Source organism: Allobosea sp. 05T438, from assembly GCF_056396025.1.
This window is the reverse complement of sequence record NZ_JBFTKQ010000002.1, coordinates 504,418-522,607: the sequence shown is the minus strand read 5'-3', so window position 1 is coordinate 522,607 and position 18,190 is coordinate 504,418. Positions and strand designations below refer to the sequence as shown.

Sequence of the window (18,190 nt, the reverse complement as noted above, 5' to 3'; positions counted from 1 at the left end):
TCAGATTGCAACAAGACGAGCCCCGGCCGCTTCGACCGGGGTCATGAGGCTGAGAACGGATTTGAGCTCATGGATATTTCGTCGATTTCCATCGTCGACCCCCGGATGTGGGGCAAGCTTGCAGAGATCATCGCCCTCAACATCGTGCTCTCGGGCGACAATGCGGTCGTGATCGCGCTCGCCTGCCGCGCGTTGGCGCCGGCACAGCGCACCAAGGGCATCGCACTCGGCGCCGGCGTCGCCGTCGTGCTGCGCGTGGTCTTCACGGTGCTGATCGCCTCGCTGCTCAATGCGCCCTTCCTGCGCATCGTCGGCGCTGCGCTGCTGATCTGGATCGCGGTGAAGCTGATCGTCGAGGACGAGGGGCAGGACGAGAACTCCGTCGCCGCCAGCAGCAAGCTGTGGAAGGCCGTGCAGACGGTCGCCATCGCCGACATCGTCATGAGCCTCGACAATGTGCTGGCCATCGCCGCCGTCGCCAAGGATTCGATCCCGTTGCTGGTCGCCGGCCTGATCATCTCGATCCCGCTGATCGTGCTTGGCGCCTCGCTCATCACCAATCTCCTGAGCCGCTTCCCGATCCTCGTCTGGGCCGGCGCGGCGCTCCTGGGCTGGGTCGCGGGCGAGATGTTCGAAAGCGATCCGTGGCTGGTCGACCGGTTCGGCGCGGAACTGCTGCACAAGCTCGAATATCCGGCCGCGATCCTGGGCGCTCTGCTCGTGGTCGGTCTCGGCTACTTCATCAAATCGCGCCGGCCCGATCCGGCTCACTGAAGAAAAGGGGCAGACCGAGTGATGGATTTTTCCTCCTCCACCTTCTGGATATCGTTGCTGCAGATCATCTGGATCGACCTGCTGCTCTCCGGCGACAATGCGGTCGTGATCGCTCTCGCTTGCCGTTCGTTGCCGGAGAACCGCAGGAAGATCGGCATCTGGCTCGGCGCCGGCGCGGCCGTCGGCCTGCGCATCATCTTCGCGCTGGTCGTGACCTATCTGCTCGGCGTGCCCTATCTGAAGGTGATTGGCGGCATCCTGCTGTTCTGGATCGCGATCAAGCTCGCGGTCGGAGAGGAAGAATCCCACGGCAATATCGAGGCGAGTGAAAGCCTCTGGAAGGCGGTGCGCACCATCGCCATCGCGGACGCCGTGATGAGCCTCGACAACGTCATCGCCATTGCGGCGGCGTCGCGTGGGCATGCCGAGCTCTTCATCTTCGGTCTGCTGCTCTCGATCCCGCTGATCATCATGGGCGCGCAACTGCTCACCTCGATCATCGAGCGCTTCCCGATCTTGATCTGGCTCGGTGCTGCGCTCCTGGGCTGGATCGCTGCCGAGATGATCCTTGGCGACATTGCCGTGCTGCAGTGGCTGCAAGTGAACTGGCCGGATTGGGTCAAGCCGGTTCCGACGGATGTCAGCCCGATCGGCATCGGCCCGGCAAACCTGCCGCACTATGCGGCGGCAGTCATCGGCGCGCTCTTCGTCTGCGCCGTCGCCTACGCGCTGAAGCGCAAGCCGGTCGACCAGCCAGGCTGAACGTTAGCCTTCATCCAGAACGATCGCCGCGGCGGCCAGGATTTCCTGGCCGCCGTTTTTCATGATGCGCAGATGCCCGCCCGCTTCGGCCCGGAGCGATGGGTCGGTTACGCGAAAGGCGCTCTCCGACAGGAGCGATACCGCAAAGCTCTCCGGCGCTCGTCGGAAGCCGACGCCAAGCGCCTTCACATAGGCCTCCTTCGCCGCCCAGATTCGCGCGAAGAGGAGCGGGCGAAGGGCGCTGGCCGCCGTGGCGAGGAACCCGCGTTCGTCCGGATGCAGCAGGTCGAGAGGGGCGGTGCCCTCCGTCTCGATGCGCTCCAGATCGACGCCGATGGGTCGTGCTGCCATGCCGACGGCGACGACGCCGGCCCGCGTCGCGAGCGAAAGCTGAAGCCCCGACCCCTCGGGCCGGACGAGCAGCGGTCGCCCGGCCGGGTCATGCGCCATGACGACATCCTCTCGCGCGCAGCCGAGCTGCCGCGCCAGCAGGCGCCGCGCCACGCTACGCCTCAGCTCGGAGCGCTCCGCGAGGTTGCGCGGGCTTGCACCCGTCGGGATCAGCCAGACGGCCGGGAGGGCAGGGGCCGCGCTGTCGGCGGAATCGAGCCAGAGCATGGCCGGACTCTACCGGTGCTGCCGCATGCTGTCGCGCTCTGCGCGCCATTCATGCAGCTGTGCCTGTGATGCGCGTTGACGGGTGGCGGGCGTTTCTCCTTCTGGAAGACGATGCTTTCAGATCAGAACACAGAGCGGACAGCCCCAGAGGCGCCGATCACCGGCGCCGGCATGAGGCTGGGTGTGCGCAAGGTTTCCGTGCTGATGCCGGGCATCGTCGTCTTTGCCGTTGCCTTTGGAGCGGCGGCGGCGGCGAAGGGGCTCTCCCTTCTCGAGACCTTGTCGATGAGCGCGTTCGTCTATGCCGGCGTCGCGCAGCTGGTGTCGCTGGAACTCTGGCGCCCCGAATGGAGCTGGGGCGCCATCGTCGGCGTCGCCGTCGTCACGGCGACGGTCAACGCGCGCATGGTGCTGCAGGGTGCTTCCCTCCAGCCCTGGTTCGCGAAGTACCCCAAGACGCTCAATGCCTTTAACCTCTTCTTCTTCACCGACGCGAACTGGCTGATCGGCACGCGCTACCAGGCCGAGGGCGGGCGCGACCTCGGCGTACTCGTCGGGGCTGGGCTCGCGCTCTGGCTGGTCTGGGTCGTGGCGACGGGCGGCGGCTACATGCTCGGCGCGTTGGTGAGCGATCCGCGCCGCTACGGCATCGATCTCGTGATGCCGATCTTTTTCGCCGCGATGATCGTGCCCCTCTGGCGCGGCCGGCGCGGCATGGTGCCCTGGGTCGTCGCCGGCCTCGTCGCGCTGGTCACGGCCAAGCTCGTCGACGGCTATGCCTTCATCATCGTCGGTTCGCTCGCCGGCGCCGTCACGGGAGCGTTCCGCGATGACGCTGCCTGATCCGGGAAGCTGGGGCGCCGTCCTCGCCATCGGCGCGATGGCGATCGCGACCTATCTCTGCCGCATCGCCGGCGTCGTGCTGATGAGCTTCATCCCGCTGACGCCGCATGTCCGGCGCGGGCTGGCCGCGCTGCCCGGCTCGATCGTGGTCGCGACCGTGCTGCCTCTGATCGAGCGGCTGGGGGCGGGCGCCGCCGTCGCCCTGCTGGTCGCGATCGGCACCATGATCCTGCGACGCAGCGAGTTGCTGGCGCTGCTGACCGGCATGGCCGCGATCTCCGCCCTGCGCGCGTTCGGCTTCTGATCCATCACTCCCGCCGATTGCTTCCATCACATCACGTCATCCCGATATGCGCCGGCGCATGTTGACGACGAAGGGCGGTGGGAGGACGGTGCGTCACAGCAAAACCGGCTAAAATGGAGCGCCGTCATGGCATGGTATTCTCAGACGTGGACGTGGTTCGATGGCGCCTGGCATGAGGGCAACCCCGGCCTCGTCGGTCCGCGTAGCCATGTGCTGTGGCAGAGCTCCTCGGTCTTCGACGGCGGTCGCTATTTCGACGGCGTCGCGCCCGACATCGACCTGCACGCCGCCCGCGTGAACCGCTCGGCGCTGGCGCTCGGCCTGAACCCCACGGTCACGCCGGACTTCATCGTCGAGAAGATGTACGAGGGCGCCAAGAAATTCGCTCCCGGCACCGCGCTCTACGTCAAGCCGATGTACTGGGCCGAGGCCGACGGCCCGTCCACCATCATGCCCGATCCCGAGTCGACCCAGTTCGCGCTCTGCCTGTTCGAGGCAGCGATGCCGCAGCCGACCGCCGGCTTCTCGGTGACCAAGGGCATCTATCGCCGCCCGAGCTACGAGACCGCGCCGACCGACTCGAAGGCGGGGTGCCTCTACCCCAACAACGCCCGGGTGCTGAAGGCGGCGAAGGCCGCCGGCTTCGACAACGCGCTGGTGCTCGACATGCTCGGCCATGTCGCGGAGACCGCGACCTCGAACATCTTCCTCGCCAAGGACGGCGTGGTGAAGACCCCCGTGCCGAACGGCACCTTCCTGAACGGCATCACCCGCCAGCGCGTGATCAAGCTGATGCGCGAGAGCGGCGTGCCGGTCGAGGAGTGCAGCCTGCGCTACGAGGATTTCGAGCAGGCCGACGAGATCTTCATGTCGGGCAACTATTCGAAGTGCATGCCGGTGACGCGCATCGACAACCGCACGCTCCAACCCGGCCCGCTGTTCCGCCGTGCCCGCGAGCTCTACATGGACTTCGCCCACAGCAAGGCAAAGGCCGCCTAAGGCGGCGGCTCGCCTCGTGACGGCGCGCCTCGCGACGCGGCTCACCGAGCGGCTCGGCATCGCCCATCCCATCCTGTCGGCGCCGATGGCGCTGGCCGGCGGCGGGGCGTTGGCAGCTGCGGTGAGCAACGCCGGAGGCCTCGGCCTCATCGGCGGCGGCTATGGCGATGGCGCCTGGATCGAGCAGCAATTCTCCGCAGCCGGCAATACGCAGGTCGGCTGCGGCTTCATCACCTGGTCGATGGCGCGGAAACCGGAGCTGCTGACGCAGGCGCTGGCTCACAGGCCCGCCGTGCTGATGCTCTCCTTCGGCGACCCACGCCCCTTTGCGATCGAGATCGCGGCGGCGGATGTGCCGCTGATCTGCCAATGCCAATCGCTCGATCATGTCCGGCAGGCGCTGGAGGCCGGCGCCGCGATCATCGTTGCGCAGGGTGCCGAGGCCGGCGGACATGGCGCCAGCCGCGCGACATTGCCTTTCGTGCCGGAGGCGGCGGATCTCATCGCCCGCGAAAGCCCCGATACGCTTCTTCTCGCCGCGGGCGGGATCGCGGATGGCCGCGGCCTCGCTGCCGCGCTGATGCTCGGCGCCGATGGCGTGCTGGTCGGTACGCGCTTCTGGGCAAGCCGGGAGGCGGTGGTCCACGAACGCCACCATGCAGCGGCTGTGGCGGCGACCGGTGACGAGACCGTGCGCTCCTCATTGCCCGACATCGCACGCCGGCTCGATTGGCCGAAGCCCTTCGATATCCGCGTCTCCAACAACGCCTTCATCGCCAGATGGGCCGGGCGCGATACAGAGCTGAAGGCCGCCATCGAGACGGAGGCGCCCGTCTATCGCGAGGCCTTCATGGCCGGCGATCCCGACAGGGCGGCTGTCATTTTCGGTGAAGCGGCGGGGCTGATCTCCGACATTCCCGGCGCCGGCGAGATCGTCGAGCGCATGGTGGCGGAGGCCGCGACGCTGTTCGGCCGCGCCAGCCGCTTTCTCGTCTGACCGTCAGCGCAGCAGCTTCAGCAGCCCCGCTGCCTTCAGCCCGCCGCCTGCGATGAGCGCGTAGAGCAGAGCCGTGGCGGTAGAGATCAGCAGCACCGCGACCAGCAGCGGCTCGAAGGACAGGGATGCGGTGAGCTTGATCACGAGCGGCGCCCCCCACCATGCCAGCAGGCCGCAGAGGGCGGCGGCGCCGCAGACAATTGCCGCGAAACCGGGGAGGCGTCGGTCGGGCACTGTCCAGCCGCGCCGGCGCGCCAGCACGAACAGCGCCAGCAGATTGACCCAGGCGCCGGCTGCGGTCGCCAGCGCCAGGCCGGGTGCACCCCAGTCGCGCCAGAGCACGAGCTTGAGCGCGAGATTGCAGGCGATGGCGGCGAGCGCCACCAGCATCGGCGTCGTCGTGTCGCCGCGCGACTGGAAGGCGGAGACCTGCGTGCGGATCATCACGATCGCCGGCAGGCCCAGCGCATAGGCGAAAAGCACGGCGCCGGCGGCGGCGCTCGCATGGGCATCGAAGGCGCCGCGCTGGAAGAGCCCCGCTACCATCAACTCGGGCACTGCGACGAAGGCCGCGACGAAGGGGGCGCTGGCGACGAGCGAGATCGCGATCGCGCGGTTCTGCGCCCGGTTGGCGGCAGCCTCGTCGCCGCGCGCGACCGCGCGGCTCATGGCGGAGAGCGCGACGGTGCCGACCGCGATGGCGATCAGCCCGAGCGGTAGCTGGTAGAGCCGCTCCGCATAGTAGAGCGCCGCATAGCCGCCGCGCGGCAAGAGCGAGGCGATGATCGTGTCGGCGAAGATCGCGATCTGCTGCCCGGCCGAGCCGATCACCGCCGGGCCGAAGGTCTTGAGGAAGCGCCGGACGCCGGCATCCATATGCGGCCGCACGATCGTGCTGGAGACTTTGGCACGCTTGGCCGCGACATAGAGCAGGATCCACTGCGCCACGCCCGAGACGGCGACGCCCCAGGCCGCGGCATAGGCCGCGCTCGGGAACAGGAAGGGCACGGCCAGCGCCGCCATGATGAAGAGGTTGAACAGGATCGGCGCGGCCGCGAAGGCGGCGAAGCGGTCGACCGCATTCAGCGTTGCGCCCAGGAACGTGACCATGGTCACGAACAGCAGATAGGGGAAGGTGATCCGCGTCAGGGCGACGGCGAGATCGAAGACGGCGGGGTCGTTGACGAAGCCCGGCGCCAGCAGCGTCACCAGCCAGGGCATCAGCGGCAGTGCCAGCACCAGCAGCACGATCTGCACGACGAGGAGAACGGTGAAGAGCCGGTCCGCGAAGAGATTCGCCGCCTCCTGGCCCTGCCGCTCGGCGACATGGGCGTAGGTCGGCACATAGGCCTGGTTGAAGGCGCCCTCGCCGAAGATGGCGCGGAAATGGTTGGGCAGGCGCAGCGCCACCGAGAAGGCGTCCATCATCGCGCCGGCGCCGAGCACCGCCGCGAGCATGACGTCGCGAGCGAAGCCGGTGAGGCGCGAGATCAGCGTATAGCCGCCGACCGACAGGATGTTTCTGAGCATTTGCAACCTCGTCATGCTCGGGCTTGACCCGAGCATCTCGGGACGGCGAGGCGCCTGAGCCTCTTCCTGAACGAGATTCTCGGGTCAAGCCCGAGAATGACGCCCTGCCATGTTCTTCAACGGATCAACGGCGGCAGCGCGTCGCCGCGCGGGTGGTCGACGGTGCGCGCGTCGAAGCCGACGCGTTCGCCGATCAGGTAGAGCGGCCGGCGCTTCACCTCGGCGAAGATGCGCCCGACATATTCGCCGATCATGCCGAGCGAAAGCAGCTGGATACCGGAGAAGAACATGATCGAGACGATCAGCGACGGGAAGCCGGGCAGGTCGGTGCCGAACAGCAGCGTGCGCAAGAGGAAGTAGACGGCGCTCAGAGCTGCGATCACAGCGATGATGGCGCCCGACCAGGTCGCGATCTTGAGCGGGACGGTGGAGAAGGAGGACAGCCCGTCGAAGGCGAAGGAGAACAGCTTGCGATATTTGAATTTGGATTGGCCGTGCTCGCGCTCGGCGACATGGAAGGGCACGCCGATCGAACGGAAGCCGACCCAGGCATAGAGCCCCTTCGAGAAGCGCGCGCGCTCCGGCAGCGCCCGCAGCGCATCGACGGCCTTGCGGTCGAGCAGCCGGAAATCGCCGGCGCCCTCCGGCAGATCGGTTTCGCCGAAATAGGAAAAGATTCGGTAGAAGGCCTTGGCGAAGTTGCGCTTCAGCGGGGTTTCATCCTCGCGGTCGACGCGCTGGCCGTAGATGTTGAGATAGCCCTCGTGCCATTTCTCCAGAAAGGCCGGAATGACTTCCGGCGGATGCTGGAGATCGGCATCCATGATGACCACGGCATCACCTATCGCATGGTCGAGCCCGGCGGCGATGGCGATCTCCTTGCCGAAGTTGCGGCTGAAGGAGACGGCGCTGATTCGAGGGTCGGCGGCGTTCAGGCCTCGGATCACCGACAGCGTGTCGTCCCGGCTGCCGTCGTCGACGAAGACGATTTCCCAGGAGGAAACCTGACCCTCGAGCACGCTGCGCAGCCGTCCGACCAGCAGCAGCAGGTTCTCGGCCTCGTTGTGCACGGGCACGACGATCGAAAGCTCCGGCCAGCGGGCCGCCCGGGGCGCGCGCTGAACCGGCTGGGATGCGGAATCCGACACGAACAACCTTTCCACGCGCCTCCTCGACAAGGTGACGCGCGACGCACAGAACCTTAAAGCTTGCCGGCCGACAAGCTCGGCGCGCTATACCGCGATCCGGCTGAACGAGGGACAACAAACGGCATGGCGAAAGGCTTCATCCTCTGCGCCGATGATTTCGCCATGACCGAGGGCGTCAGCCGGGGGATTCTGGATCTGTTGGCGCGCGGCAGGCTGACCGCCACCGGCGCCATGACCAACCGACCGCACTGGCGGCGGCTGGCGCCGGAGCTCGCCGCTTTCTCCGGCACGGCCGATCTTGGCCTCCATCTGAACCTGACCTGCGCGGCCCCGATTGGCACCATGCCGCGCCTTGCCCCCCACGGTGCCCTGCCGGGGTTGAAGGACGTCGCGCGTGCCGCTGCGGTCTCGGGCGTGGTCAGAGCCGAGATCGCCGACGAGATCGCGAGACAGCTCGACGCTTTCGAGGATGCGATGGGCCGCCCGCCGGACTTCGTCGATGGTCACCAGCATGTGCATGTCTTGCCGGGCGTGCGGCGGGCGCTGCTCGACTTGCTCGCCCGGCGCTATCCCGCCGGCTCGCTCTACGTGCGCGACCCGGCCGATCGGATCGCGGCAATTCGTGCTCGCGGCGTGGCGGTGGGCAAGGCGCTCGTCATCGCCGGGCTTGCGGCGGGTTTCCGTAGCGCGGCGCTCAGGCGCGAGTTGCGCGTCAACTCCGGCTTCGCGGGAGTGGCACCGTTCGACCCGCATCGCGATTTCGGCGCTGATCTCGCCCGCTTCCTGATCGCTCCCGGCAAGCTGCATCTCGTCATGTGCCATCCTGGGTGCATCGATGCCGAACTGGCGGGGCTCGACCCGGTCACCGCGACGCGCCCCATCGAGCATGCGGCCTTGGCCGCCTTCGAGCCGCCGCCCGACATGCCGCTGCGACGCTTCCACCAACTGGCGGGCTGAGGCACGCCGGGCCCGATACGCAAGCGATTTGTTTACCGGGATCGGCGAATGTCGCCGCAGGGGTTGGATTGGCGGGCCGCTTAGCAGCTGCTGGCGCCGGATTTCGAGGATGTTCGGGGCGATGACGTGGTTCAGACGCGCCTCGGTTGCGGGCGAGTTGGCGCAGCCGGTCGGGCGGGACCTTGGTTCGCTCAGCCGACAGATCGCCGCCGCCGCCGTGGCGATTGTTGCAGTGACAGTCGTCCTCGTCGTCATGGCGATCGCGCGTTACAATGATGCCCGCACACGTGCCGATCTCGATCAGAAGGTCACGGCGCTCACCCTGATGGTGGTCAATGCGGCGCCGTCGCTCATCCTGTCGCGGGACACCAATACCCTCGGCTACATCCTGACCTCGTTGCAGCGTGATCCCGATTTCGATGCCGGCGTGGTCGGGGATGATCTTTCCGCCCTGGCATCGGCCGGCCGCACCGAGGAGGCGCGTCTCTCGCTGACACCTCGGTGGTTGACCGGTATCGTCGGCGAGGAGCCCTGGAAGGCCTTGCAGGGCCGCGACGAGATCGCGATCGAGGACGATGTCTTCGTGACCAAGATTCATGCCGTGCGCGTTGGCAGCCAGCGCAAGCTGATCGGCTATGTGGCGTTGCGCTTCGACAAGACTCGGCTCGTGGCGCGTGCTGCCTGGGAGCAACTCGTCACCATCGGGCTCGGCCTGCTCATCCTGGTCGTGCTCGGGCCGCTGCTCTGGTTCTCGCTGTCGCGGGCGATGCGCCCCCTGCGCAACATGACGAAATCCATCGTCAGCATTTCTGACGGCAAGCTCGACACGCCGATCGATGCGCTGGAGCGACGCGACGAGATCGGTGCGATCGCCCGCGCGCTCGGCGTGCTCAAGGTTCGTCTCGCTGAGCGTGCGACGCTGCAGCAGAACCAGAGCGCGTCGGAGGATGAGCAGCGCGCGCGCCAGCAGGGCGTCGACATGGCGATCACCTCGTTCCGCAGCGAGGTCGGGCTCGCGCTCGAAGCTTTCAAGAACAATGCGGAGCGGATGCGCGAGGCGTCGGACGGTCTCGCGCGCGTCGCGGCGGAATCCTCTCAGCGTGCCGCACGGGCTGCCGACAATGCCCACGGCGCTTCCGGCAACGTCGAGAACGCCGCCCAAGCCGCCGAGGAGATGGGCGCGGCCATCCGGGAAGTCGAATTTCAGGTGCGGCGTGTTCGTACCGAGATCGTCGAGGCGGCTTCGGCCTCGCGCGATACGGCGGGCTCCGTGCGTGAACTCGACGAGACGGCGCGTGCGATCGGCGAGGTCGTCAACCTGATCCGTGACATCGCCTCGCAGACCAATCTGCTGGCGCTCAATGCCACCATCGAAGCCGCGCGCGCCGGTGAGGCAGGGCGGGGATTTGCTGTCGTCGCCTCCGAGGTGAAGTCGCTTGCTGCACAGACAGCGGACGCGACCGACCGTATCGTTGCTCAGGTCGCCGCCATCCAGGGCGCCACCGGCCAGGTCGTCGGTGCGATCCAGAACATCGCCGAGCGTATGAATGCGATCGAGAAGTTCGCGAATTCGGTCGCGACCTCGATCGAGCAGCAGGCGATCGCTACCGGCGAGATCGCCAGCGGTGTGGCGATGGCGAGCTCGTCTTCGCTCTCGGTTTCGAGCGATCTTAGCGTGCTGGCCGACAGCGTCGAGGAAACCGGGCGCTCGGCTGAGCAGGTACGCAGCGCCGCCAGCGAGGTTTCCACTCAGGCACAGCGCCTCGATTCAACGGTCGACCAGTTCCTGCGCAATGTCGCATCCTGAACGGCTGCCGGACCTGCGATAAAAAAAACGGGGCCGTGAGGCCCCGTCTGCATTTGAGCGTGCCGACAGGCTCAGGCCTTGGCGGCGTCGTAGAGCTCCGCAACATACTCCCAGTTCACCAGGCTCTCGAGGAAGGCCTTCAGGTAGTCAGGGCGACGGTTGCGATAGTCGATGTAATAGGAGTGCTCCCAGACGTCGACGCCGAGGATCGGCGTGGCGCCATGGACGAGCGGGCTTTCGCCGTTCGGGGTCTTGCTCACGGCGAGCTTGCCGCCCTTGACCTCTAGCCAGGCCCAGCCCGAGCCGAACTGGCCGATGCCGGCCGCGACGAAGTCTTCCTTGAACTTGTCGACCGAACCGAAGGAGTCGACGATCGCCTTCTCGAGCGCGCCCGGGAGCTTGCCGCCGCCATTCGGCTTCATCCACTTCCAGAAATGGAGGTGGTTGTAGTGCTGGCCGGCGTTGTTGAAGACGGCCGGGTTCTTGCCGTAGGAGCCCTTGACGATCTCCTCGAGCGACTTGCCCTCGAATTCCGTGCCCTTGATCGCGTTGTTGCCGTTGGTCACGTAAGCGAGGTGGTGCTTGTCGTGATGATACTCGAGCGTCTCCTTCGACATGAAGGGCTGGAGAGCATCATGAGCGTAGGGCAGATCAGGAAGAGTAAAAGACATGAGGCCTCTCCTTGGGCTATGAAAATCGCTTGAATGAGAATGGCTTGCCGTCAATGGACGGGGGCAGGGAGGCCCTGCCATTCCACGCGATAGTTAAGCCTCCCGGCGCCGGCCGACAACCGCTCCCACCGCGAAATGCGCATGTCTTCTCGACAGGCGGCCACAATCACGCCAATTTCCTCCGCCTAAGCGGTCCGGATTGGAAACTCTCCCTTATTCAATACGTTAGATAGTCGCACGCCTTTGCTTCACTTCAGCGTCGGCGCGGCTCATGCCAAGGATGCGAAATTGATCGCGATTTTTACCGTTCTGGGCCTCGTTCTCTTCGGCGGCGGTGCCTACGCCGTCTATGACGGCTGGCCCTATCTGGTCCTCGAGCGCGGTTTCACCCAGGTCATCATCGGCTCGATCGCAAGCAGCGCCGGCCTGATCCTTCTGTCGCTTGCCTGGGTGCTGCGCGAGATTGCGGCGCTCAAGCGGTCGCTGGCGGAAGGCGTGCAGATGCGGGCGGACGTGCAGCCGGCGCCGGCTGCCGCGGAGCCGGTTCGTGCGCCATGGGAGGCTGCACGCGAGGAGCGCCTCGCGCAACAGTCGGCGATAGCGCCAGCGGCGGTTGGCGCTGCGGCTGGTGCCGTCGCTGTCGGCGCGGTGGTCGATGCGTTTGCGGCGCCGGCGCGGGAAACGGCGGCGCCTGCTGCCGAGCGCGCGTCGCCCCCGGATCGGGATCTGTTCGGAGCATTGGTGGCAAAGCGTCTCGAAGAGACGGAGCCCCAGCAGGATGGCGAAGGGGACACAACGTCCCGAGAGCCTGCCGAACCGCTGCCGGACATGTTCGAGGAGATGGCGTTCGGGGAACCCGAAGAGCCGAAGGACGCTCCGATCGCGATCGAGACGGAGAGCCATGAGCCGGCGGAAATCGTCGCCGCGAAGATCCAGTCGATGGGGGAGGACGAAGCCCTGGCGCATGCGGTCGAGCCGGCCCCTGCTGCTTCCGAACCTTCGCAGGAGCACGAGAATCCGTTCGCGGCTGGGCAGGATGAAAGCAAGCCTGCCGGACGTGATGCCGATCTCGACGAGTTCAGCGCGCTGCGCGAGAGCCTGGCCGGTCACCTGAACGAACCTGTCCAGGCCGGCACGCGGATCGAGCCCACGCTCGAGCCGGAGACCGATCCCTTCGCCGAGGCGGAAGCCTGGATGGACAAGGCCTCTCCCCGCAAGGAACCATGGTTCGAGAACCCGGAACCGGCGGAGGAAGCCGCTGCCGAGGCCGCTTCGCCGCCATGGCCGCCGCGCACGGAGGCGCTTGAGTTTGCCGCTCCTGCCGAGCCGGCAGCGGTGGAACCCGATATCGAGGCGCAGGCTGAAGCTGCCCTGGACGATGCCGTGCCGGATGAGGACGCACAGGCTGCGCCCGCCACGCACGCTCCGGCCGTCGAGGGCAAGGTCGAAGACGATCAGGCACCTTCGCCGGAGCGGGCGGCTTCCGATGAAGGCGTCGTCGGCGCCTATCAGGTCGGCGACGCCCATTTCACCATCTATGCCGACGGCTCGATCCGGGCCCGCACCCCCGATGGCGAGTATAGCTTCGCCTCGATGGACGAGCTCAAGGTCTATCTCGCCAGCGAGAAGAGCCGCTTGGGCGTGTGATCAGGCGTCCCCGGCGTCCGGCCAGCCTTCGCCAACCGTCTGGATTGCGAAGGCATAGGCCAGCGCCGTCTCCTTCAGGGAGTCGAAGCGGCCGGCGGCGCCGCCATGGCCGGCCTCCATGTTGGTGTGAAGCATGATCGGCCCGCCGCCGGTCATCGTGGCGCGCAGCCTCGCCACCCATTTCGCGGGTTCCCAATAGGTCACGCGCGGATCGGTCAACCCGCCCATGGCGAGGATCGGCGGATATGCTTGCGCCGTGACATTGTCGTAGGGCGAATAGCTGCGGATCGTCTCGAACGCCTTCGCGTCGCGGATCGGGTCGCCCCATTCGGGCCATTCCGGCGGCGTCAGCGGCAGCGTGTCGTCCAGGATCGTGTTGAGCACGTCGACGAAGGGCACCTCTGCGACGATGCCGGCGAAGAGCTCGGGCGCCATGTTGGCGATCGCGCCCATCAGCATGCCGCCCGCGCTGCCGCCTTCGGCGACGATGCGGCCGCGGCTGGTGAAGCCGGCCTCTGCCAGCGCCTCGGCCGCAGCGATGAAGTCGGTGAAGGTGTTGCGCTTGTTCTCGCGCTTGCCGTCGAGATACCAGCGCCAACCCTTGTCCGTGCCGCCGCGAACATGGGCGATCGCGTAGACGAAGCCGCGATCGACCAGACTGAGCGGCCGTGTCCGGAACGACGCCGACATCGCCGAGCCATACGATCCATAGCCATAGAGCAGGCATGGCGCCGAGCCGTCGAGCGGCGTGTCGACGCGATGCAGGATCGAGATCGGCACGCGCTCGCCGTCCTTCGCCGTCGCGAAGATGCGGCGCACCTTGTAGGCGGCTGGGTCATGGCCCGAAGGGATCTCCTGCCGCTTCAGCAAGGTTCGCTCGCCGGTGGCGAGGTTGTAGTCGTAGGTCTCTGCCGGCCGAGCCATCGATGCGTAGATGAACCGCAGCGTATCCGTGTCGAATTCGTAGCCGGGGTCCATGCCGAGACCGTAGGCCTCTTCTTCGAAGGCGATGCTGTTCTCTGCGCCGCCGGCGAGATCGCGGATGATGATGCGGGGCAGTCCGTCTTCGCGTTCCAGCCGGATCAGCCGTCCCTTCAGGCAGACATGGCTGAGGATCAGCCGCCCCGGCTTGTGCGGCACCAGATCACGCCAGTTCTCGAGCGCGAGCTCGGAGAGGGGTGCGCTGACGATTTTGAAGTCTTCGGCGCCGTCGGCATTGGTAAGGATCAGGAAGTCGTCGCCGTGATGCTCCAGCGCGTATTGCCGTCCGGTGAGTCGCGGCGCGATCAGGACAGGCCTGGCATCGTCCTCGCCGAGGTCGACCACGCGCGTCTCGGATGTCTCGTGGTCGCTGATGGTGATCAGCAGGAATCGGCTCGATTGCGTCCGGTCGATGTCGACGAACATGCCGGCATCCGCCTCGTCGTGCAGCAATTCATCCATGCTGTCGGGTGTGCCCAAACGATGGCGCAGCACGCGCGACGGACGATGATCTGCATCGAGCGCGACATAGAAGAACGAGCGTGAATCATTCGCCCATACGATATCGCCGGTTGTATCCTCGATCTGGTCCGGCAGATCCGCGCCGCTCTCCAGGTCACGGACGCGGATCGTATGTAGTTCCGAGCCGGCTTCATCGGCGCTCCAGGCAAGCAGCTTGTGGTCGGGGCTGTGCGCAGTATCGCCAAGGTCAAAGAAGTCCTTCCCTTCGGACAATGCGTCGGCGTCGAGCATGATCTGCTCGCGTGTCGCTTTCCCCGCATCGGCCGGGCCGCGTGGGCGCCGGCAGATCAGCGGATGCTCCGCGCGCTTGCGATAGCGTGAATAATAGAGGAACGGGCCGTCCGGTTGCGGCACGCTGGAGTCGTCCTCCTTGATTCGCCCGCGCATTTCCTTGACGAGGTCGCGTTGTAGGGCGCGTGTCGGCGCCATCAGCTTCTTGCAATAGGCGTTTTCTGCTTCGAGATAGTTGCGGATATCGCCCGGCAATGCATCGGGATTCCGCAGGACGTCTTTCCAATTCGCCGCCCGCAACCAATCATAGTCGTCGCGTAGTACGACGCCATGGGCGACGGTCTCTTTCGTCCTGATCTCGGCGCTTGGCGCCTTCATCTGGCCACCGCGGCGGGACGGCGGTGTGCCGCGAACCTGACGATGCTGATCCGAGCGCATGGGAATTCTCCGATAAGTGCCGCGACAGGTAGAGAGCGGCGCGCGCGCTGGCAAGATACCTCCGGAAACGTGCGGTTGATTTTGCGGTGCAATGAAAAGCACTCGCGCTAGGGTTGAATTATAGAGCTTTCCAGAATTTCAATTGTTGGGAATTGTTCTCTTGCATGAATAGACGGCATAGACTAAACGCTTATCTCGATCAGTCCGCGTTGTCCGATTCTGGGCGCGGTAGTGCTTGATCCGCTATCGCAAAGTTTGGTCAGAAATTAGGCAGAGAAAAACGGGCGATCCTCAGAAAACCGCTACCAAGAACGATAAGGAGTGACACCGCCATGACCGAACACGAGGGGTCGGATTTCATCGAACTGACCGCGGATATCGTATCCGCTTATGTTTCGAACAATTCCGTGCCTGCATCCGAGCTGCCTGCTCTGATCAGCGAAGTTCATTCGGCGTTGAATCGCGTCATCGGTGGAGCAGCCCCGGTTGTTCAGGCGGAGGCGCCGAAGCCGGCCATTCCGGTAAAGAAGTCGATCACGGCCGATTACCTGATCTGCCTCGAGGATGGAAAGAAGTTCAAGTCGCTGAAGCGGCATCTGCGTACGCAGTACAACATGTCGCCGGAGCAGTACCGTGAGAAGTGGGGCCTCCCGCCGGACTACCCGATGGTTGCGCCGAACTATGCCGAGGCACGCTCGCAGCTCGCGAAGAAGATGGGCCTGGGTCAGCAGCGCCGGAAGCGCCGCTGAGTCCCGGTCCGACCAGCCGACTTGGCAAATAGGAAGCCGCCGGTTCCCCGGCGGCTTTTTTCATACCTGTCAGCCCGTGGCAGGAGCCGGGGATAGGCTGTCGCTAAGGCTTGCAAGTCAGAATTTAAGATTATAGTCCTATTTCGGCAATGGATCGCCAGCGGCAGGTGTTGCCTGAAAATAGGAACATATCATGAACATCTATGTTGGGAGCGAGACCTCCTTGCGCGCCGCGGCAGGGGCGCGGCTGGCTGAGGCTGCGGTTGCCGGAATGGCACGCGTTCCTCTCACCGCTCTGCGCGGTGCCACGCGTGGCCCTCGGCAGGTGGCCCTGGCGCGGCAGATGGCGATGTATCTCGCCCATGTCACTTTCGGTCTCAGCCTGACGCGCGTGGGCACGTGTTTCGGTCGCGACCGGACGACGGTCCGGCATGCTTGTGCCCTGGTTGAGGATCGCCGCGACGACCTGCGTCTCGAATGCGGGCTCAACGCTCTCGAAGCAGCGCTTCTTGCCTTGATGAGCAGGTTGGAGCGCCGCGCAGGGGAGGCGCACTGATGACAGCCGGACAGGATCGCAAAGAACGGCATCGCTTGCTGCGGCACCTCGCACAGCCCGGTGGCTATGCCGTCGCCTCACCGCTGGGATGTGGCCGCATCGCGCTCTATCGGGAGGCGCGAGGCGCCAGCCTGGGCGCGGGCTACGTCTCGGCGGAGACGGTGACCGTGCTGATTGCCGATGGGGAGATCGCATGGAGCGGAACGGGAAAGGCGGCGCGGCTCGTTCTCTACGGGGGAGCAGCGGCTTGCCCGTTGACGGAGGAGGCCCCGTTGGCGACGGCGGGTCCGCCCCAGCCCGTACTCGACGAGCGCGAGAGTCCGCTGCTCTGGCTCTATCGCCGCCCCGGAAAAGACGGAAAGCCGCAAATGAGCGACGAGGAGTTCGCTGCCGGCGAACGTTTCCGGGCCGATATCACGATGGCGCAGATGCTGCCTCGTACGACGATGAACTGGGAGGCGGCTTTCACGCCTGAACAGCGCGGTCCGGGCCCCCGCGACATGGCGGGAGCGTCCGATACCTCGCTCGCCGCCCGTCAGCGCGTCAGGCTGGCCTGCGACAAGCTGGGCCCGGAGCTGTCGGGGCTCGTCATCGACGTCTGCGGCTTTCTGAAGGGGCTCGATCTCGTCGAGAGGGAGCGCCGCTGGCCGGCACGCTCGGCCAAGGTCGTGCTCCGCATCGCGTTGGCTACGCTGGCGACGCATTATGGCTTGGACCGTTCTGCGCGGCCGGCCGCTTTCAGAAATTGGCACGCTGGGGACGCACGTCCCACGCTCTTCCCGGCAGCGGCCGGATGAGGCCGCTCAGCCTTCTGCGGCAGCGCGGGCGTCGCCTTTGATCCGATCGATCATCGCGCGCACGCCGTTCGAGCGCTGCGGCGTGAGGTGGGCGGCGAGCCCGAGCCGCTCATAGATGGCGAAGGCATCGGTTGCGAGGACCTCGGAAGCTGGCCGCCCCGAGAAGATGGTCAGTGCCAGTGCGACCAGCCCGCGCACGATATGGGCGTCGCTGTCGCCGCGGAAATGCAGTCGTGTCTGCGGGCCGGGGCCGCCTTCGCGCCGCGCTTCGAGCCAGACCTGACTCGCGCAGCCGCGCACCTTGTTGGCGTCGTTGTGTGCGGCTTCGGACAGTGGTTCGAGGCTTTTGCCCAACTCGATCAGGTAGCGATAGCGGTCGTCCCACTCGTCGAGCAGCTCGAAATTGGCGACGATCTCGTCGAGGCTTGCTGTCATGACCTGCCTGGCTGCGATTGCCCCCTTCAGATAGGGCGCGCGACCTCTTCCCGCGAGGGGAGTTCCGCGTCAAGCGCGCAAAGCCCGGTCTCTCCCTGCGCCGCTAGCGCGTCGTTGGCTTTGCCGTCGCGGTCGTCATCGCCGCGTTCAGGATGCGCTCGCGCATCACAGGATCGAGACCGGCGAGGATCTCCGCCGCCTCGCGCGCGGCGGTGAGGCTGCCGGCGGCGTTGCGGGCGCTCGCCTGGGCGGTTTCGACGGCGTGGCGGACGGTCTGCGGCAGCGTCGTCTCGGCGGGCTTGTTGCCGTGAACCGGAGAGTTCACCGCAATCAGCCCGATGATCGCGACCTTGCGCAGGAAGTGAGCCATCTCGATCTCCATCGCCGATGCCTTCCTTCGGCACCGGGCAAGCGAGATTAGGCA

General features: G+C 66.2%; 19 protein-coding genes. 12 read left to right on the top strand and 7 right to left on the bottom strand.

Annotation, left to right across the window (positions count from 1 at the left end):
- Positions 1 to 69 precede the first annotated feature (69 nt).
- Both AC1DIN_RS06315 and AC1DIN_RS06310 read left to right on the top strand, forming a co-directional pair.
- Positions 70 to 774 carry a TerC family protein gene (locus AC1DIN_RS06315; protein ID WP_476764913.1) on the top strand — a complete coding sequence of 235 codons (705 nt, stop codon included), beginning with the start codon at positions 70 to 72 and terminating at the stop codon, positions 772 to 774.
- A 21-nt stretch (positions 775 to 795) separates the two neighbouring features.
- Positions 796 to 1,536 (top strand): TerC family protein, encoded by a 741-nt coding sequence (locus AC1DIN_RS06310; protein ID WP_441468782.1) that lies wholly within the window; start codon positions 796 to 798, stop codon positions 1,534 to 1,536.
- A 3-nt stretch (positions 1,537 to 1,539) separates the two neighbouring features.
- Here the strand turns inward: AC1DIN_RS06310 and AC1DIN_RS06305 are convergent, their stop codons facing one another.
- Positions 1,540 to 2,154: a 4'-phosphopantetheinyl transferase family protein gene (locus AC1DIN_RS06305; RefSeq protein WP_476809092.1), complete on the bottom strand. Its 615-nt coding sequence runs from the start codon at positions 2,152 to 2,154 to the stop codon at positions 1,540 to 1,542.
- Positions 2,155 to 2,337: 183 nt separating this feature from the next.
- Here AC1DIN_RS06305 and AC1DIN_RS06300 point away from each other — a divergent pair, with 183 nt between their 5' ends.
- The 4 genes from AC1DIN_RS06300 (at position 2,338) to AC1DIN_RS06285 (ending at position 5,297) form a co-directional block, all read left to right on the top strand.
- The gene (locus tag AC1DIN_RS06300) at positions 2,338 to 2,997 is read left to right on the top strand and encodes an AzlC family ABC transporter permease (RefSeq protein ID WP_476809091.1); all 660 of its coding nucleotides are present in this window, start codon (positions 2,338 to 2,340) and stop codon (positions 2,995 to 2,997) included.
- Positions 2,984 to 3,301: an AzlD family protein gene (locus tag AC1DIN_RS06295; protein WP_476809090.1), complete on the top strand. Its 318-nt coding sequence runs from the start codon at positions 2,984 to 2,986 to the stop codon at positions 3,299 to 3,301. Before AC1DIN_RS06300 ends, AC1DIN_RS06295 begins: the two co-directional genes overlap by 14 nt.
- Before the next feature lie 126 nt (positions 3,302 to 3,427).
- Positions 3,428 to 4,300 carry a branched-chain amino acid aminotransferase gene (locus AC1DIN_RS06290; protein ID WP_441468778.1) on the top strand — a complete coding sequence of 291 codons (873 nt, stop codon included), beginning with the start codon at positions 3,428 to 3,430 and terminating at the stop codon, positions 4,298 to 4,300.
- A gap of 16 nt (positions 4,301 to 4,316) precedes the next feature.
- On the top strand, positions 4,317 to 5,297 hold the full coding sequence (locus AC1DIN_RS06285; RefSeq protein ID WP_476809089.1) for an NAD(P)H-dependent flavin oxidoreductase: 981 nt from the start codon (positions 4,317 to 4,319) through the stop codon (positions 5,295 to 5,297).
- Positions 5,298 to 5,300: 3 nt separating this feature from the next.
- Here AC1DIN_RS06285 and murJ read toward each other — a convergent pair whose 3' ends face one another.
- Positions 5,301 to 6,827, bottom strand: coding sequence for a murein biosynthesis integral membrane protein MurJ (murJ, locus tag AC1DIN_RS06280; protein WP_476809088.1), 1,527 nt, complete (start codon positions 6,825 to 6,827; stop codon positions 5,301 to 5,303).
- A 116-nt stretch (positions 6,828 to 6,943) separates the two neighbouring features.
- A complete protein-coding gene (locus AC1DIN_RS06275) occupies positions 6,944 to 7,975 on the bottom strand; it encodes a glycosyltransferase family 2 protein (RefSeq protein WP_476809087.1) in 1,032 nt (343 codons plus the stop codon).
- A gap of 123 nt (positions 7,976 to 8,098) precedes the next feature.
- Here AC1DIN_RS06275 and AC1DIN_RS06270 point away from each other — a divergent pair, with 123 nt between their 5' ends.
- Both AC1DIN_RS06270 and AC1DIN_RS06265 read left to right on the top strand, forming a co-directional pair.
- Positions 8,099 to 8,932: a ChbG/HpnK family deacetylase gene (locus tag AC1DIN_RS06270; RefSeq protein ID WP_476809086.1), complete on the top strand. Its 834-nt coding sequence runs from the start codon at positions 8,099 to 8,101 to the stop codon at positions 8,930 to 8,932.
- A 121-nt stretch (positions 8,933 to 9,053) separates the two neighbouring features.
- Positions 9,054 to 10,739, top strand: a complete 1,686-nt coding sequence (locus AC1DIN_RS06265; protein ID WP_441468773.1) for a methyl-accepting chemotaxis protein — start codon at positions 9,054 to 9,056, stop codon at positions 10,737 to 10,739.
- A gap of 71 nt (positions 10,740 to 10,810) precedes the next feature.
- On the opposite strand, the gene AC1DIN_RS06260 is transcribed toward AC1DIN_RS06265, so the two are convergent.
- A complete protein-coding gene (locus AC1DIN_RS06260) occupies positions 10,811 to 11,410 on the bottom strand; it encodes a superoxide dismutase (RefSeq protein ID WP_476809085.1) in 600 nt (199 codons plus the stop codon).
- A gap of 288 nt (positions 11,411 to 11,698) precedes the next feature.
- Between AC1DIN_RS06260 and AC1DIN_RS06255 the strand changes: the two genes are divergently transcribed.
- Positions 11,699 to 13,057 (top strand): hypothetical protein, encoded by a 1,359-nt coding sequence (locus AC1DIN_RS06255; RefSeq protein WP_476809084.1) that lies wholly within the window; start codon positions 11,699 to 11,701, stop codon positions 13,055 to 13,057.
- Here the strand turns inward: AC1DIN_RS06255 and AC1DIN_RS06250 are convergent, their stop codons facing one another.
- Positions 13,058 to 15,169, bottom strand: coding sequence for a S9 family peptidase (locus AC1DIN_RS06250; protein ID WP_476809381.1), 2,112 nt, complete (start codon positions 15,167 to 15,169; stop codon positions 13,058 to 13,060).
- A 392-nt stretch (positions 15,170 to 15,561) separates the two neighbouring features.
- Here AC1DIN_RS06250 and AC1DIN_RS06245 point away from each other — a divergent pair, with 392 nt between their 5' ends.
- The 3 genes from AC1DIN_RS06245 to AC1DIN_RS06235 all read left to right on the top strand — a co-directional run bounded on the left by AC1DIN_RS06245 (position 15,562) and on the right by AC1DIN_RS06235 (position 17,331).
- Positions 15,562 to 15,978 (top strand): Ros/MucR family transcriptional regulator, encoded by a 417-nt coding sequence (locus AC1DIN_RS06245; protein WP_441468770.1) that lies wholly within the window; start codon positions 15,562 to 15,564, stop codon positions 15,976 to 15,978.
- A 193-nt stretch (positions 15,979 to 16,171) separates the two neighbouring features.
- On the top strand, positions 16,172 to 16,534 hold the full coding sequence (locus AC1DIN_RS06240; protein WP_476809083.1) for a helix-turn-helix domain-containing protein: 363 nt from the start codon (positions 16,172 to 16,174) through the stop codon (positions 16,532 to 16,534).
- Positions 16,534 to 17,331, top strand: a complete 798-nt coding sequence (locus AC1DIN_RS06235) for a DUF6456 domain-containing protein (protein ID WP_476809082.1) — start codon at positions 16,534 to 16,536, stop codon at positions 17,329 to 17,331. Before AC1DIN_RS06240 ends, AC1DIN_RS06235 begins: the two co-directional genes overlap by 1 nt.
- Positions 17,332 to 17,337: 6 nt before the next feature.
- Here the strand turns inward: AC1DIN_RS06235 and AC1DIN_RS06230 are convergent, their stop codons facing one another.
- Both AC1DIN_RS06230 and AC1DIN_RS06225 read right to left on the bottom strand, forming a co-directional pair.
- The gene (locus tag AC1DIN_RS06230; protein ID WP_476809081.1) at positions 17,338 to 17,766 is read right to left on the bottom strand and encodes a SufE family protein; all 429 of its coding nucleotides are present in this window, start codon (positions 17,764 to 17,766) and stop codon (positions 17,338 to 17,340) included.
- Between the two features lie 103 nt (positions 17,767 to 17,869).
- Positions 17,870 to 18,136 (bottom strand): hypothetical protein, encoded by a 267-nt coding sequence (locus AC1DIN_RS06225; RefSeq protein WP_476809080.1) that lies wholly within the window; start codon positions 18,134 to 18,136, stop codon positions 17,870 to 17,872.
- Positions 18,137 to 18,190 lie beyond the last annotated feature (54 nt).